This window comes from Shinella fusca (assembly GCF_014203155.1).
Lineage (GTDB): Bacteria > Pseudomonadota > Alphaproteobacteria > Rhizobiales > Rhizobiaceae > Shinella > Shinella fusca.
In genome coordinates this window covers 396,323-409,569 of sequence record NZ_JACHIK010000003.1, presented here as the reverse complement: position 1 = coordinate 409,569, position 13,247 = coordinate 396,323, and the positions used below count along the sequence as shown (strand labels likewise).

Sequence of the window (13,247 nt, the reverse complement as noted above, 5' to 3'; positions counted from 1 at the left end):
GAAAATGCTCTCTGAGGCTGTGGTTGGCGCCATCAAGTGCGGCCCGACTCCAGTCCTGCGTGACTGGCGCAAACTTCCCACCGAGAAGCTGACCCGCGGCGAGCGGATGTGCAGGTTCATTGAGACCTACCTTGTCGTCCCTGAGGGCGAACTTGTCGGCCAGCCGATCCGGTTGCTGGATTTCCAGGTCGCGTTTATCCTCGCGGTTTACGACAATCCGGCGGGTACATCTCGAGCGTATCTCTCGATTGCCCGTAAGAACTCCAAGACGGCCACGATTGCCTGCCTGCTTCTCGGGCATGTTGTCGGTCCTGAGGCGTTTCCGAACAGCCGCATCATGTCCGGCGCCCGGTCTCGCGACCAGGCCGCTGAGGTGTTCAATTACGCCAGCAAGATGCTGATGATGTCGGAGCGCCTGAAGGGCAAGTACCGCATCGTGCCGTCCGGCAAGATGATAGTCGGACTGAAAAAGAACGTCGTCTATCGCGCCAGTTCGGCTGAAGCAAAGAGCGCGCACGGCGGTTCGCCGCTTGTCGCCATCCTCGATGAAGTCGGCCAGATCAAGGGCCCGCACGACGATTTCGTGGAGGCGATCGTCACGTCTCAGGGAGCTTACGGCGACAAGGCGATGATCTTCGCCATCTCGACGCAGGCGGCCACGGACAACGACCTGTTTTCTCGCTGGCTGGATGACGCTGAGACGTCCAAGGCACCCCGCACCGTGTCGCATCTCTATGCGGCTCCAGCAGATTGCGATGTCCTCGACGAGGACGCGTGGAAGGCCGCCAACCCGGCGTTGGGCGTGTTCAAGTCCGTGTCGTCCATTCGGGACGATGCGGAACGCGCTGCCCGCATGCCGACCGAGGAGGCTAGTTTTCGCTGGCTTCACCTGAACCAACGCATCGACGCATCGGCGCCGTTCGTGTCTCCTGCAGTATGGCGGGCTTGTGATGGGCCGGTTTCTGATTTTGACGGTCTGCCGGTATTCGGCGGGCTCGATTTGTCGGAGGTGAGCGACCTGACGGCCTTGGTGCTGATGGCGCCGAAGGACGTGGATGGCAAGACTGTCTGGCACGTGAAGCCGACGTTCTGGCTGCCCGGCGATGGATTGCGCGAGAAGGCCAAGGCAGACCGCGTGCCATATGACGTGTGGAACACGCCGGATGAAGACGGAAGGCGGTTTCTTGAGACGACGCCGGGGCCGACGGTCGAATATGAATTCGTGGCGCATCACCTGCGCGGGCTGTTTGACCGAATGGACATTCGGAAGATCGGATTTGACCGCTGGAACTGGCGGCACTTGAAACCGTGGCTCCAGGCGGCCGGCTTCACCGACGAGCAGCTGGACGGCGATAACGCTGTATTCGAGCCGTTCGGTCAGGGGTTTGCGTCCATGTCTCCAGCCCTCAGGGACCTGGAGAGCCTGATCCTGAACAGGCGGATAGCCCATGGCGGTCACCCGGTCCTGACGATGTGCATGATGAATGCCACCGTGAAGCAGGATCCGAGCGGCAACAGGAAGCTCGAAAAGAAAAAGTCACGCGGTCGTATCGACGGCGCTGTTGCTCTGGCGCAGGCGGCGGCAATGGCTGGGACGTACGAGGGAGCCTCCGAGGCTTCGTCGCCGTGGGACAATCCTGAATTCAGTATCGCAAAGGCGGCATAATGGCTGTGAAAGACTGGTTTAGCCGCCGAAACGCGGGAAAGCCTGCGGAAACGCGGGCCAGCATAGAAAATCCGACTGTCCCCGTGAGCGCAGAGAATTTCCTGGCGTTCTTTGGGGTGCAGTCGGCGAACCTACCAGCGGTTACGATCGACACCGCGCTTACCGTGCCTGCGGTGTGGGCGGCGGTGAACTTTCTGTCCCGCACGCTCGCGGCGTTGCCACTGCACCCGTACCGGAAGACAAAAACGGGGTCGGAGCGCATAACTGGAATGCTGGCGACGGTGGTGCACGACGCTCCGAACCCGTCGCAGGACAGCTTCAAGTTCCGGCAGTGGTTTTGGGCGCAGGTGTTTACCGGCGGACGGGGCCTGGCGTGGATCGAGCGCACCCCACAGGGGGTAGAGGCGATTTGGCCTCTTGACCCCGGCAAGACGACGATTTCACGCCGTGGCGGCAAGGTATTCTATACCCACGATGGCGTCGAGTATCCCGCCGAAGACGTGATCGACGTGCCGTTCATGCTTAAGGCTGATGGCCTTAAGCACTACGGCCCGATCGTTCAGGCATCGAAGGCTATCCAGCTTGCCCTGGCGATGAACGACTACGGCAGCAACTTCTTTGCCGGTGGCGGGGTGCCGCCGCTGGTGCTTGAGGGGCCGTTGCCGGCCAACAATGACGCGATGAACCGCGCCAAGGCCGACATCAAGCGGGCGATCGACGGCGCGAAGGGCGCTGGGGAATCGGTCTTCCCGATTCCGCCTGGATACAAGTTGAACCCGGTCGGCCTGGACCCTGCAAAGGGTCAGATGATCGAGGCGCGGCGTTTCCAGGTCGAAGAAATCGCGCGGGCCTACCAGATGCCGCCGGCATTCCTGCAGGATCTGACGCGGGCGACGTTCAGCAACGCAGAGCAGCAGGACTTGCACCTCGTAAAGCACCTCGTCGGGCAGTGGGCCAAGGCGTTTGAGGGTGAGTTGAACCTCAAGGTGTTCGGACGAACGTCGCGCGGGCGGTATCTTGAGCACAATCTCGATGGACTGCTGCGCGGCGACTACAAGACCCGCATGGAAGGCAATGCCCGCGCTATCCAGACGGGGCAACTGACGCCGAATGAAGCGCGCGCTCTCGACAACAGAGAGCCTTTGAACGGTGGCGACCGGCTCCTGATTCAGGGGGCCACGATCCCGCTCGATAAGGCGGGCAAGCAGCCGGCTCCGGCGAATGACAACCAGCCGCAAGACGGCAACGAGGGTGAGGCTGAAGCCGCATGATTGACATTGAACGCCGTTCCGCCGGCCTCGGGCTTGAGGTGCGGGCGGACAACGACAAGCGCACGCTGGTTGGCTATGCGGCCGTTTTCGAGCGGCTGACCAATATCGGATCCTATTTTCAGGAGAAGCTGTCCCCGGGCGCGTTTTCCGACGCGCTGGACGGGGACGTTCGGGCGCTCGTCGATCACGATCCCGGCCGCGTGGTCGGAAGAACCAAGTCTGGCACGCTGCGGCTCTCGGAGGACGGCGTCGGCCTTCGCGTCGAGATCGATGTGCCGAACACCAGCGACGGCAACGACCTGTGGGAGCTCGTGTCCCGTGGCGACATTTCCGGAATGTCCTTCGGTTTCCGCGTGAAGAAGGAAACCTGGGACGAGACTGTGTCGCCACCCATGCGCACCATCGAGAAGGTGGAGTTGCACGAGGTGTCGGCGGTCGCGTGGCCCGCATACGAGGATACGACCATCGGCGTTCGTTCGCTGGAGGCTTTCCGCGCAGGTGCGGAGGACGCAACGGCTGTCGAGCAGAGGAAAGCAGAAAACAGAGCGGCCGCAGAGCGGCGTATCGCTGAAAAGCGTGCCGCCATGGAGCAGAAGTTTCGGGGCATCCAGTCGCAGAGCGACGGGCAGGGCGCCTCGTAGTCACCCGGCGCTGCCGGAGGGCAAGGACGAACGTCCTGCCATTTTCCCCAACAATCGAAGACTGGAGACCAGTATGTCCCTTACGGAACTGCAGGAGAAGCGCGGCCGTCTTATGACGCAGGCTCGCGAGGCTCTTGATGAAATCAAGAAGAACACCGACGAAGCCCGCGCGGCCGAGCTTGACAAGCGCCATGACGACATCATGGCGGAGTTCGATAAAATCGAGCGCACTATCGAGCGCGAGCAGAAGATGGCAGACGTTGAGGCGCGTTTTGCGGCTCGCCAGGAAGAAGAGCGCGCCAGGAAGCGGCCCAAGGGCGAGGACACGGACACGCGCGGTCAGGAAGAGGGCGCGGCTATCGAATACCGTCAGGTGTTCTACAAGTTCCTTGCGGGCGGCGCGGACCCGTCGTTCCTTGAGCCGGAAGAGCGCAAGATCCTCCGCGCTGGCGCAGCCCCGAAGGAAGCCGAGAAGCGTATCCAGTCCGTCGGCACCACGACCGCAGGCGGTTTCACCGTCCCGACGGAACTCGCCAACACGATCATCAAGTCCATGAAGGCTTGGGGTCCGATGTATGACGAGGACATCTGCACCACGCTCAATACGGCGACCGGCAATCCGATCAAGGTTCCGACGGTCGACGACACCGCTGTTACAGCTGAAAAGCACACGGAAGGCACGGCGCTGACGGATGATGGCGGCAAGGACGTCACGTTCGGCCAGAAGTCGCTGGATTCCTACGGCTACGACACCGAGTTCGTGAAGTTCTCGCTGGAGCTTGCCCGCGACTCCATCTTCAACATGGAGTCGCTGCTCGGTCAGCTTCTCGGTGAGCGCCTTGGCCGCATTGCCAACCAGGAGCTGACTGTCGGCGACGGCACGGGCGATCCGAACGGTATTGTGACGGCATCCTCGCTCGGCAAGACCGCGGCAGCCGCCGGCGCAATCACGTACGACGAAATCATCGACCTCATCCACTCGGTGGACCCGGCCTACCGCCAGTCGCCGAAGGTCCGGTTCATGTTCAACGACCTGACGCTTTCGGCCATCCGCAAGCTGAAGGACGGCGAGGGCCGTTACATCTGGACGATGGGTAACGTCCAGCAGGGCGTTCCGAACGTGCTGCTCGGTTACAACTACAGCATCAACCAGGCCATGGCGAACATCGCCACCGGCAACAAGACGCTGCTGTTCGGTGACTTCGGCAAGTACTTCGTCCGTAAGGTCGGCTCGCCGCTCATCGGCGTCCTGCGCGAACGCTTCTGGCCGGATCTCGGCATCGCCGGCCTGATCTACTTCGACGGCGAGCTCGGCGACACCGCTGCCGTCAAGCACCTCATCCAGGCCTGACAATAACGGGCGGGCTTCGGTCCGCCCTCCAATTTGGAGGTGGCGATGAGCTACGAATCGAAAGTCTACAAGGATGCCAACGGCAATCGGCAGGTTGTTTCCGCTGGCGGCGTGCTTAAGCTTGGCAACGCGGTGTTCACCGTAGATGCCAACGGCGGTGTGATCGTGACGGGCCTTCCGACGGCCAACCCGAACGTTGCGGGTGCCCTCTGGAATAACAGTGGCGTTCTGACCATCAGCGCGGGCGCATAATGCTTGTCCGTATGAACGTGGCGATCGCCGGGCCAGCATACGTGCTCGATCCCGGCGACGAGTTTCACTTTCCCGATGACGAGGCTATCCGCCTCATCGAGGCGGGATACGCCGTGCCGGTGGTTGTCGACCCCGTCGAGCGGGCCGTGAATGCAGATGCGCAGGAGCGGCGCGGAAAGCGGGGCAGGGATGTGGTATCCGGCGAAGGTAACGACGCCTCCGGCCGAGCCGGTAACGATCGCTGAGGCGAAGCGCCAGTGCAATGTTCTGCACGACGACGATGACGAGCTTTTCGCCAGTCTGATCGCCGCGGCGCGCGACTATGTCGAGAAGTATTGCGGCACGCCGATTGCACTGCAGACCGTCGAAATGAAATGCGACGGCTTCTGCGATATGTCGCGGCTGCCCGTGGCGCCGGTCAGTGACGTGGAAATCGAATATGTCGCGCCGGATGGCACCACGCAGACGCTGCCGGATACAAACTATGAACTTCGCGCTGACGGTCTCGAGGCCTCTGTCGTGCCAACTTATGGCAAGACCTGGCCGGCGCACCGCACCGGGTCGCGGATCACGGTGACTGCGGTCGTCGGCTATGAGGCCCCGCCGCCTTCCGTGCGGCACGCCATGCTTTTGTGGATCTCGGACGCTTACGAACATCGCGAGAACGGCGAGACACCACCGTGGACGGCGTTCGACGCCCTTCTGGTCAACTATCGGCGCTGAGCCGCAGGAGAACACATGGCAGACATTTCCGTAACAGCCTCCAACGTGGTTGGAGGCGCCGGTGCGCCGACAAAGACCGGAACGGCTGGCGCAACAATCGCGGCCGGCGACGTTGTTTATCTCGACACGACCACCACCGGGAAATGGCAGCTCGCAGACAGCGATGCCGCCTCGGCTGCTGCTCGCGGTGGCACGGCGAACACGGGTATCGCGCTCAACAGCGCTGCTGCCAATCAGCCGTTGGTCGTCCAGACCAGCGGTCCCATTACGCTTGGCTCCGTCCTCACGGCGGGAACCGCCTATTACCTCTCGGGAACGGCCGGCAAGATTTGCCCGCTGGCGGACGTTTCGGGCGGCGAATACTACGTCCTGCTCGGTCTGGCGAAGTCGGCAACGGTGCTGGACATCAATATCCAGTTCCCAGGCGTGGCGGCTTCTGAGTAATGCCGTGGGTCCAGTTCGTTGAGGACTTCGACTGGCGTCAGCCAGGGTTCACCGTGGCCTATAAGGCTGGGATGGTCCTCAACGTAACCCGTGCCTGCGCTGCTGCCGCTGGCGACAAGGCAGTAGCTGCAAGCAAGGAGGAGCGCGATGGTAAAGCGTAGTGGATCAGGCTCCCTCAGCGAACGCGTAGCCTTCCTCCAGCAGGTTGAGGGCGACGACGGCTACGGCGGCGTTGTGGTCGGCTGGCAGGAGCAGTTCCAAGAACCTGCACGGCTTTCCCCCAAGCTTGGCAGCGAACCCGTCGTGGCTGGCCGTCTACAGGGCATCCAGCCGTATCTGCTGACCGTGCGGTCTAGCGCGAGGACGCGTTCAGTAACGCCGGCCTGGCGTGTGCGGAATGTTCGGACGGGCCGCGAGTACAACATCAAGACGTCGGTCAATGTTGATGAGCGGAACGCTTATCTGGAGATGCTGGTTGTTGAGGGGGAGGCGGGGTGACCAAAGTCTTGGGCCTCGCCCGCTTGAACAAGAAGCTACAGAAACTGCCTGCCGCTGCTGAAGCGGCCATCCGTGCCGCAATGGAGCAGGGCGCCAACGAGATCGTCGCGCTCATGAAGTCGTTGGTCGCCGTTGATAGTGGCGATCTACGTGACAGCATAGGCTGGACGTGGGGAGAGCGCCCGAAATACAGCCAAGCCATTGCCAGCGTGAAGTCTGCGGACGGAAAGTTGGCGCTGACTATCTTCGCTGGCAACAGCAAGGTTCGTTACGCCCATCTCGTCGAGTTCGCCACCGCGGCGCACGAGAATGGCGGCATCTATGCCGGCACCATGCACCCCGGAACGAAGGCGCAACCGTTCTTCTTCGTCTCTTGGCGGGCCCTGCGTCGGCGCACGAAATCCCGCATCACACGAGCAATTACGAAGTCGGCCAAGGCTGTTGCTGCGGGCCGGTAGGAGCGCGTATGGCCGATCCTGTTTTTGAGCTTCAGGGCGCGATTATCACGCGCCTACGGGCGACGCCTGCCGTAACGGCTTTGGTTCCAGCCGAACGCATCCGCGATATACCGAACGCAACATGGACGAACGTCGACTACATCAGCGTTGGCCCGTCTAACTTCATGCCTGACGACTACGATTGCGTAGATGGCGGCGAGGTAATGATCCAGTTCGATTGCTGGTCGGTGACGGGCCTCGCTACGGTGCGAGCTATCGCGGACGCTTTGCGCGTTGCAACGCGAGATTGGGTGCCGGCGCTCGCGACAAATCGTGTTGTGTCGTTCTCCCATTGGCGAACGGACTACATTCGCAATCCCCCAATCAATCAGGCGTCGGTCCGCTTCACAGCGATCATCGACGCCATCTAGCGCGTCTCCACCACCCACAAAATCCGAACATCTGGCCGCCTTGAGCGGCCTTTTTCATATGGAGTTATGAATGGCATCGGCCACCACGATCAAGGGCGGAAAAATCCGCGTCATGCTTTCCGACGGCGCATCCCCTGCCGTCTATACCGCGCCGTGCGGCCTCACGCAGCGCAGTGTGACGCTCAGCAAGAACCTGAACGAAGTCTCGATTCCGGACTGCTTGGACCCGGACAAGGTGGACTGGATCGGTCGCGACGCCGCATCGCTCTCCATGTCGATCAGTGGCGAGGGCGTGCTTGCTTCGGAATCGATTGTGGCGTGGCTTGACGCTGCCGAGAGCATCGACTCCGTTGATGTGAAAGTCGAGATCGAGTTCCCCGCGACTACCTACATCTACACCGGCAAGATGCAGGTGGAGTCGCTTGAAATCGGTGCCAACAACGGCGAGCGCGCGACCATCTCCATCAGCATGCAGTCCGACGGCGAAATGGTCCGGACTAGCGAGGCCACGTAATGGCTCGTGATGCACGAATTGAACTCGACTGGGCGGACGGCACCTATGCCTTCCGCCTGGCGTGGGGGCAACTGGTCGAGCTCCAGGAGAAATGTGACGCTGGGCCGTATGTTGTGCTGAACCGTCTCTATGGCGGGCAGTGGAAAATGGAAGACATCGCGAACGTCATCCGCCTCGGCCTCATCGGTGGCGGCACGAAGCCGGCCGACGCGTTGCGCCTGACCCGCGCTTATGTTGAGACCTATCCGCCGCTGGACAACGTACTCATCGCGCAGGCGGTCTTGGCCGCTGGTCTGCAGGGCGCGCCAGAGGAAAAAGTGGGGGAGGACGAAGGGGAGGCGGAGAACGCATCGACGACCTCCCCAACGGAAAAATCAGGCTAGCCTCTATCTACGGCACCGGAGCGGCTATTGGCTTCACGCCGCAGCAGGTCAATGACATGACCATGTGGCAGTTTATGGCTGCGGTCGACGGCTACATCAAGGCCAACAGCACTGACGAACCCGGAAAGCTTGACGGCGGCGAGGTCGATGAAATCTGGGAGTGGCTGCAGGGGAAGGGGTAGTGGTGCTTACGTCTGTTTCGCGCCGCAGTATGAGCAAACATTTGCGTCAGCGCGAATTGGGCTGGCGCATTCCCTGCATTTTTTCATGTGGGCCAGCAGTGTGCTGCTAGTTTCGTTCGGGCGGTAGCTAGCCGCGCCGTTTCGGAGAACCTGAGTTTCCACAGCGATCCGTATTGCCTTCAATTGCGTGAGCATTGAACCGAAGGCAGCCAAAACAACGCCGCCAATAACGGACGTGACTACCCACGGCAATATGAAGAGCAGGGTCGTGGCATTGCCGCTCGATCCAACGATGATGAGTGCTGCGAGCAATGCGAGCAGGACCGTAAGAATCCCTGCGATTTCAAGAAATTTATCCATTTAGCCCTCCGCGACAACGCAGAGTGGCAGCGCGCACGCCAAAGTCAACAGGGAACATGTAGCCATGGCAACCGACATCGAGCGGCTGGTCGTCCAGCTGTCCGCCAACATCAAGAGCTACGAGAACGCCCTGAACCGCGCAATGGGCGTGACGAACCAGAGAACGAAGGCTATCGAGTCTCGGTTCGAGCGTATGAACAAGAACATCAACGCGAGTTTCGCGAACACGCTGAAGGCTGGTGCGGCTGTCGGTGCTGGGGCCTTCAGCGCCCGAGAGGTGATGCAGTACGCCGACGCCTGGACGCAGGCCGGCAACATGATTGCTGCCGCCGCACAGTCGGCTGGCGTACAGACGCGCTCTCTAGAGGATCTGCGTAAGGGCGCAGACGAAGCGCGGACCTCGCTTGAAACCTACGTCGACCTGTATGCTCGACTTATCCGGTCGGCATCTGGCGTGGCGAAGTCCGAAGAGGAGATTGCGCTCGCCACGTCGCTGGTCTCCAAGGCGATGAAGGCTGGTGGCGCAAGCACGCAGGAACAGGCTGCGAGCATTCTACAGCTCGGTCAGGCTCTTGGCTCCGGTGTCCTTCAGGGCGATGAACTTCGGTCCCTGCGCGAAAATGCGCCGATTGTCGCCAAAGCCATTGCCGATGAGTTCGGAGTGACGATTGCAGGCCTGAAACAACTGGGCTCAGAAGGCAAGCTCACCTCTGATCGCGTCTTCCGGGCGATCATCAACGCGCAGAAGCCGATTGAGGCGCAGTTCGCCAAGACGAACGCCACCATAGCTGACAGCTTCACGCGCCTCCGTAACAATGTCATTCAGTACGTTGGCACGGCGGACTCTTCGAGCGGCGTCTCTGTTCGCCTCGGGCAGGCGCTTGGGCTCCTCGCCGACAATATCGGGATCGTTGCGGACGCCGTTCTGGTCCTTTCCGGCGCCCTTCTGGTCAACTACGCCGGCAGAGCGGTAGGCGGGGCCATCTCTGCAACCTACGGCCTGATTGCGGCGAATGTTGCAGAGCGCGCGGCTACCGTCGCTAGTGCGCGGGCTGCGCTGGAAGCTGCGCAGACAAAGCAAGCTGCCGCAGCGGCAAATCTCCGTTACGCCGAGACCGCACTCGTTGCGGCGCGGAACGGCACAGCTCTTGGTCTGAGCGTTGCAAAGGCTTCGCGTGACATGGTTGTCGCGCAAACTGCCATGGCGAGGTCAACCACTGCCGTGACGGCAGCGTCCACGGCGACGACCGCTGCAATGGCGCGAGTTGGCGTGGTGGCCACGGCGACTGCTGGCGCTGTTTCGGTTTTGAATGGAGCCCTTGCTCTCGTTGGCGGTCCAGGTGGCGCAGCGCTTCTTGCTGCTTATGCAATATACCAGTTTTCGTCCAGCCAAACTGACGCTCAGGAGGCTGCGGAGGTCCATGGGAAGTCGCTCAAGGAGCTTACTTTCCAGATTGAGACTTTGGACTGGGCGAACAAGACAGCGGTTGACTCGACGCGGCAGAAGATCGCCGCTGATATCGATGCGGCGAAAGTCGCACTTGCTCGTGCCAAGGCCGAACGGGAGCTTGCGGCGTCTATCGTTAAGGACGCGGTAGAACCTGAGATGAAACTCTATCCGTCGCCAGACGCGACGGATGTGCAGAACACGGTCGATAACAGTCCGGCTGTCAAGGATCGCCAGGACCTCATCGACACCATTGAGAAGCAGGTTGCTGATCTCGAGAAGGTCCAGAAGGACTTCGAAGATGTTGCCTCTGGCAGGAAAAAGCCAACCCGTAACACGGATGGCTTCGGCGGCGGCATAGCCGGCGCAGACGGCGGCTCAGGCAAGAAGAAGCGCAAGAACGAGTACGAGCGCGAAGTCCAGCAAATCAAGGACCGGACTGCCGCTTTGCAGGCGGAGACGGCTGCGCAGGCAGGCCTGAACCCGCTGATCAATGACTACGGCTATTCGACGGCCCGCGCAAAGGCGGCGCAAGATTTGCTCAGCGCCGCTCAGAAGGCGGGCACCGCTGCCGGCAAGGAGCTGAAGGACGTTCAGCAGTTGCTGCGCGGTGAGTTCGACGGCTTATCTCCGGCTGCACGGAAGCAGGCAGAGTCCATGTTGCAGCTGGCGACCAATTACGGCGTGGCGACTGAAGCCTCCCAGCGCTTCGAGGAAAAGCAGGAAGAGATCAAGAAGAAGGCCGAGGACGCGCTCAATACCGCCAAAGACGTCGTCAGCGGTATGATCGATGGCTTCATCGAGGGTGAGAAGGCCGCGGACATCTTCGCCAATTCGCTCAAAAAGATCGGCAAGGCGCTGATCGACGACGTTTTATCCAGCATCTTCAAGGTGCAGAACGCAGGCGGTAGTGGCGGCCTGTTAGGTGGCCTGTTCAGCCTTTTTGGTGGAGGCCAGTTCGGTATCGCTAGCGGCGGCGGCATAGGGCTTTACGCCTCCGGCGGCTACACCGGACCAGGCGGTAAAAACCAGCCGGCCGGCATCGTCCATAAGGGTGAAGTCGTCTTCTCGCAGGCCGACGTTGCCCGTATGGGCGGCGTGGCTGCTGTGGAGGCGCTGCGGCGTGGATATGCGGATGGCGGCCCGGTTGGCGTTCGGGCACCGACCCTGCCGAGAGTAGCGCCTCGAACGGCCCAATCCGCCATCACCGCCCCCATCAGCATCAACATTGATGCCACGGGCGCAGACGCCGCCGGTCTTGCCCGCGTGGAGCAACGGCTCGCCGCTCTCCAGCGCGAGCTCCCCGGCACGATCGTCAAGACGGTCAAGGATGCGCAGCAGCGGCGCGGCCTCTAGCGCCAGCAGCAAGGATTCCAGATGCCAATCACATTCCCCCGCGAGTTGCCGGACGTCGGCTACGTCACGGCAGACGTAGTGCTGCGCGAAGGCGTCACGGCTTCCCCGGCGGCAAGCGGCCTGATCAACTATACGCAGGTCGCGCCGACGGCATGGGAAGCCACGCTTACGACCCGGCCTCTGCTTCTGTCGCAGTTCGCCGAGGTCGAAGCATGGTGGCTTTCCCTGCGTGGTGGCCTGCGCTCGGTGCTGTTTCGGCATCCGCACGTTTGCTATCCGAAGGCACATTGGCAGGACCACGGTCCGGCCGATGATCCTGGCAACCTGGTGAGCGTCACCGACGGCAACGTCCTGTCCGTCAGTAGCGTCGATGCTGCCTTGGTCCTGACCCCGGGCGATCGTATCGGCCTTGAGCGATCGAGCCGCTACTACGTCGGCCGCGTCACTGAGGTGGCGGGCACAGACACGACACGCACGATCACGGTCGAGCCGCCGCCGTTCGCCACGGTTGCACAGGCTGGCGCTGTGGTGCGTTTCGCCAAGCCGGCCATTCTCATGCGTCCCGTGCCGGATAGCTTCCAGGCGCCGCGTAGTGGGCGGTTCTATACCGTTTCGTTCAAGTTGGTGGAGAGTGCGTAATGCTCTCGAATGACGTCAAAGACCTCTACGACGCCGGCCGGATTGCCACCCGGCAGATGATCCGGTTCGACTTCGGAACGGGCACCTATGGCTTCATCGCCGACAAGGACGCTCTGACTTACAGCGGAGTGACCTATCAGCCGTTCGGCCTCATAGAGGTTTCAGACTTGGGCGGCGGGCTTGGCACATCGGCCGACGGCAATTTCACGCTTCGCTTGGCGGAGAGTAAGGATTTCGGTCTCACTCCCGCGATGCTGACCGCGATCGAGGACGAGGACTATCGCGACCGGCCGGTACGCGTGATGGATGCGCATTTCCATCCCGATACGGGCGCGCTGATTCAGGTCGAGACGGTTGCGCGCGGCTATGTCGACACGATCCAGCATCACTTCGGCACGGACGGTGGCGCCTACATCGAGGCGACATGTGAAGGCCGACAACTCGACTACAGCCGAAAGAACGGCCGGTATCGGTCGATTGCAGATCAGAAGCGGCGCGACGAGGGCGACATGTTCTTCGAGCACGCCGCGACTGCCGGCCGGGTTGAGTTGATCTGGGGCAGGGCGGGGCCGTCTGGCGCGCAAACGTCCCCTAATCGAGGCGCGTGGGCCGGAGCGGTCTCGCGCGGCTTCCTTGGGTTGTTCAGGTAGGT

17 protein-coding genes are annotated in these 13,247 nt (G+C 61.7%); 16 read left to right on the top strand and 1 reads right to left on the bottom strand.

Annotated features, from left to right (window positions below; all coding sequences use genetic code 11):
• Positions 1 to 4 precede the first annotated feature (4 nt).
• From HNQ66_RS06610 to HNQ66_RS23695, 13 genes are all read left to right on the top strand, one after another.
• On the top strand, positions 5 to 1,666 hold the full coding sequence (locus tag HNQ66_RS06610) for a terminase large subunit (RefSeq protein WP_184142064.1): 1,662 nt from the start codon (positions 5 to 7) through the stop codon (positions 1,664 to 1,666).
• The gene (locus HNQ66_RS06605) at positions 1,666 to 2,937 is read left to right on the top strand and encodes a phage portal protein (protein WP_184142062.1); all 1,272 of its coding nucleotides are present in this window, start codon (positions 1,666 to 1,668) and stop codon (positions 2,935 to 2,937) included. The genes HNQ66_RS06610 and HNQ66_RS06605 overlap by 1 nt, the downstream gene beginning before the upstream one ends.
• Entirely contained in the window at positions 2,934 to 3,578 is a 645-nt protein-coding gene (locus HNQ66_RS06600) for an HK97 family phage prohead protease (RefSeq protein WP_184142060.1), read from the top strand. Before HNQ66_RS06605 ends, HNQ66_RS06600 begins: the two co-directional genes overlap by 4 nt.
• 73 nt (positions 3,579 to 3,651) lie before the next feature.
• Positions 3,652 to 4,929, top strand: coding sequence for a phage major capsid protein (locus tag HNQ66_RS06595; protein WP_184142058.1), 1,278 nt, complete (start codon positions 3,652 to 3,654; stop codon positions 4,927 to 4,929).
• Positions 4,930 to 4,974: 45 nt separating this feature from the next.
• Positions 4,975 to 5,181, top strand: coding sequence for a hypothetical protein (locus tag HNQ66_RS06590; RefSeq protein ID WP_184142056.1), 207 nt, complete (start codon positions 4,975 to 4,977; stop codon positions 5,179 to 5,181).
• Positions 5,182 to 5,331: 150 nt separating this feature from the next.
• Positions 5,332 to 5,904 carry a head-tail connector protein gene (locus HNQ66_RS06585; RefSeq protein ID WP_210308691.1) on the top strand — a complete coding sequence of 191 codons (573 nt, stop codon included), beginning with the start codon at positions 5,332 to 5,334 and terminating at the stop codon, positions 5,902 to 5,904.
• A 15-nt stretch (positions 5,905 to 5,919) separates the two neighbouring features.
• On the top strand, positions 5,920 to 6,348 hold the full coding sequence (locus HNQ66_RS06580; protein WP_184142054.1) for a hypothetical protein: 429 nt from the start codon (positions 5,920 to 5,922) through the stop codon (positions 6,346 to 6,348).
• Positions 6,349 to 6,495: 147 nt separating this feature from the next.
• Positions 6,496 to 6,846 (top strand): head-tail adaptor protein, encoded by a 351-nt coding sequence (locus tag HNQ66_RS06575; protein WP_184142052.1) that lies wholly within the window; start codon positions 6,496 to 6,498, stop codon positions 6,844 to 6,846.
• Entirely contained in the window at positions 6,843 to 7,304 is a 462-nt protein-coding gene (locus HNQ66_RS06570) for an HK97 gp10 family phage protein (protein WP_184142051.1), read from the top strand. The genes HNQ66_RS06575 and HNQ66_RS06570 overlap by 4 nt, the downstream gene beginning before the upstream one ends.
• 8 nt (positions 7,305 to 7,312) lie before the next feature.
• Positions 7,313 to 7,714 (top strand): DUF3168 domain-containing protein, encoded by a 402-nt coding sequence (locus HNQ66_RS06565; protein ID WP_184142050.1) that lies wholly within the window; start codon positions 7,313 to 7,315, stop codon positions 7,712 to 7,714.
• Between the two features lie 70 nt (positions 7,715 to 7,784).
• Entirely contained in the window at positions 7,785 to 8,228 is a 444-nt protein-coding gene (locus tag HNQ66_RS06560; protein WP_184142049.1) for a phage tail tube protein, read from the top strand.
• The gene (locus tag HNQ66_RS06555; RefSeq protein WP_184142048.1) at positions 8,228 to 8,611 is read left to right on the top strand and encodes a gene transfer agent family protein; all 384 of its coding nucleotides are present in this window, start codon (positions 8,228 to 8,230) and stop codon (positions 8,609 to 8,611) included. Before HNQ66_RS06560 ends, HNQ66_RS06555 begins: the two co-directional genes overlap by 1 nt.
• Before the next feature lie 56 nt (positions 8,612 to 8,667).
• The gene (locus tag HNQ66_RS23695) at positions 8,668 to 8,793 is read left to right on the top strand and encodes a hypothetical protein (RefSeq protein WP_281396975.1); all 126 of its coding nucleotides are present in this window, start codon (positions 8,668 to 8,670) and stop codon (positions 8,791 to 8,793) included.
• Positions 8,794 to 8,799: 6 nt separating this feature from the next.
• Here the strand turns inward: HNQ66_RS23695 and HNQ66_RS06550 are convergent, their stop codons facing one another.
• A complete protein-coding gene (locus HNQ66_RS06550; protein ID WP_184142047.1) occupies positions 8,800 to 9,153 on the bottom strand; it encodes a zinc ribbon domain-containing protein in 354 nt (117 codons plus the stop codon).
• Positions 9,154 to 9,217: 64 nt separating this feature from the next.
• On the opposite strand from HNQ66_RS06550, the gene HNQ66_RS06545 reads away from it, so the two are divergent.
• From HNQ66_RS06545 to HNQ66_RS06535, 3 genes are read left to right on the top strand one after another with little or no spacing between them, the layout of a single operon-like run.
• Entirely contained in the window at positions 9,218 to 11,956 is a 2,739-nt protein-coding gene (locus HNQ66_RS06545) for a tape measure protein (protein WP_184142046.1), read from the top strand.
• A 21-nt stretch (positions 11,957 to 11,977) separates the two neighbouring features.
• Positions 11,978 to 12,595, top strand: a complete 618-nt coding sequence (locus tag HNQ66_RS06540; RefSeq protein WP_184142044.1) for a hypothetical protein — start codon at positions 11,978 to 11,980, stop codon at positions 12,593 to 12,595.
• Positions 12,595 to 13,245 carry a DUF2163 domain-containing protein gene (locus HNQ66_RS06535; RefSeq protein WP_184142042.1) on the top strand — a complete coding sequence of 217 codons (651 nt, stop codon included), beginning with the start codon at positions 12,595 to 12,597 and terminating at the stop codon, positions 13,243 to 13,245. The genes HNQ66_RS06540 and HNQ66_RS06535 overlap by 1 nt, the downstream gene beginning before the upstream one ends.
• Positions 13,246 to 13,247 lie beyond the last annotated feature (2 nt).

Bases quoted from the DNA above. Each gene is read 5' to 3' on its own strand.
- HNQ66_RS06610 (WP_184142064.1), top strand. From the start codon at position 5: ATGCTCTCTGAGGCTGTGGTTGGCGCCATCAAGTGCGGCCCGACTCCA.
- HNQ66_RS06605 (WP_184142062.1), top strand. From the start codon at position 1,666: ATGGCTGTGAAAGACTGGTTTAGCCGCCGAAACGCGGGAAAGCCTGCG.
- HNQ66_RS06600 (WP_184142060.1), top strand. From the start codon at position 2,934: ATGATTGACATTGAACGCCGTTCCGCCGGCCTCGGGCTTGAGGTGCGG.
- HNQ66_RS06595 (WP_184142058.1), top strand. From the start codon at position 3,652: ATGTCCCTTACGGAACTGCAGGAGAAGCGCGGCCGTCTTATGACGCAG.
- HNQ66_RS06590 (WP_184142056.1), top strand. From the start codon at position 4,975: ATGAGCTACGAATCGAAAGTCTACAAGGATGCCAACGGCAATCGGCAG.
- HNQ66_RS06585 (WP_210308691.1), top strand. From the start codon at position 5,332: ATGCAGATGCGCAGGAGCGGCGCGGAAAGCGGGGCAGGGATGTGGTAT.
- HNQ66_RS06580 (WP_184142054.1), top strand. From the start codon at position 5,920: ATGGCAGACATTTCCGTAACAGCCTCCAACGTGGTTGGAGGCGCCGGT.
- HNQ66_RS06575 (WP_184142052.1), top strand. From the start codon at position 6,496: ATGGTAAAGCGTAGTGGATCAGGCTCCCTCAGCGAACGCGTAGCCTTC.
- HNQ66_RS06565 (WP_184142050.1), top strand. From the start codon at position 7,313: ATGGCCGATCCTGTTTTTGAGCTTCAGGGCGCGATTATCACGCGCCTA.
- HNQ66_RS06560 (WP_184142049.1), top strand. From the start codon at position 7,785: ATGGCATCGGCCACCACGATCAAGGGCGGAAAAATCCGCGTCATGCTT.
- HNQ66_RS06555 (WP_184142048.1), top strand. From the start codon at position 8,228: ATGGCTCGTGATGCACGAATTGAACTCGACTGGGCGGACGGCACCTAT.
- HNQ66_RS23695 (WP_281396975.1), top strand. From the start codon at position 8,668: ATGACCATGTGGCAGTTTATGGCTGCGGTCGACGGCTACATCAAGGCC.
- HNQ66_RS06550 (WP_184142047.1), bottom strand. From the start codon at position 9,153: ATGGATAAATTTCTTGAAATCGCAGGGATTCTTACGGTCCTGCTCGCA.
- HNQ66_RS06545 (WP_184142046.1), top strand. From the start codon at position 9,218: ATGGCAACCGACATCGAGCGGCTGGTCGTCCAGCTGTCCGCCAACATC.
- HNQ66_RS06540 (WP_184142044.1), top strand. From the start codon at position 11,978: ATGCCAATCACATTCCCCCGCGAGTTGCCGGACGTCGGCTACGTCACG.
- HNQ66_RS06535 (WP_184142042.1), top strand. From the start codon at position 12,595: ATGCTCTCGAATGACGTCAAAGACCTCTACGACGCCGGCCGGATTGCC.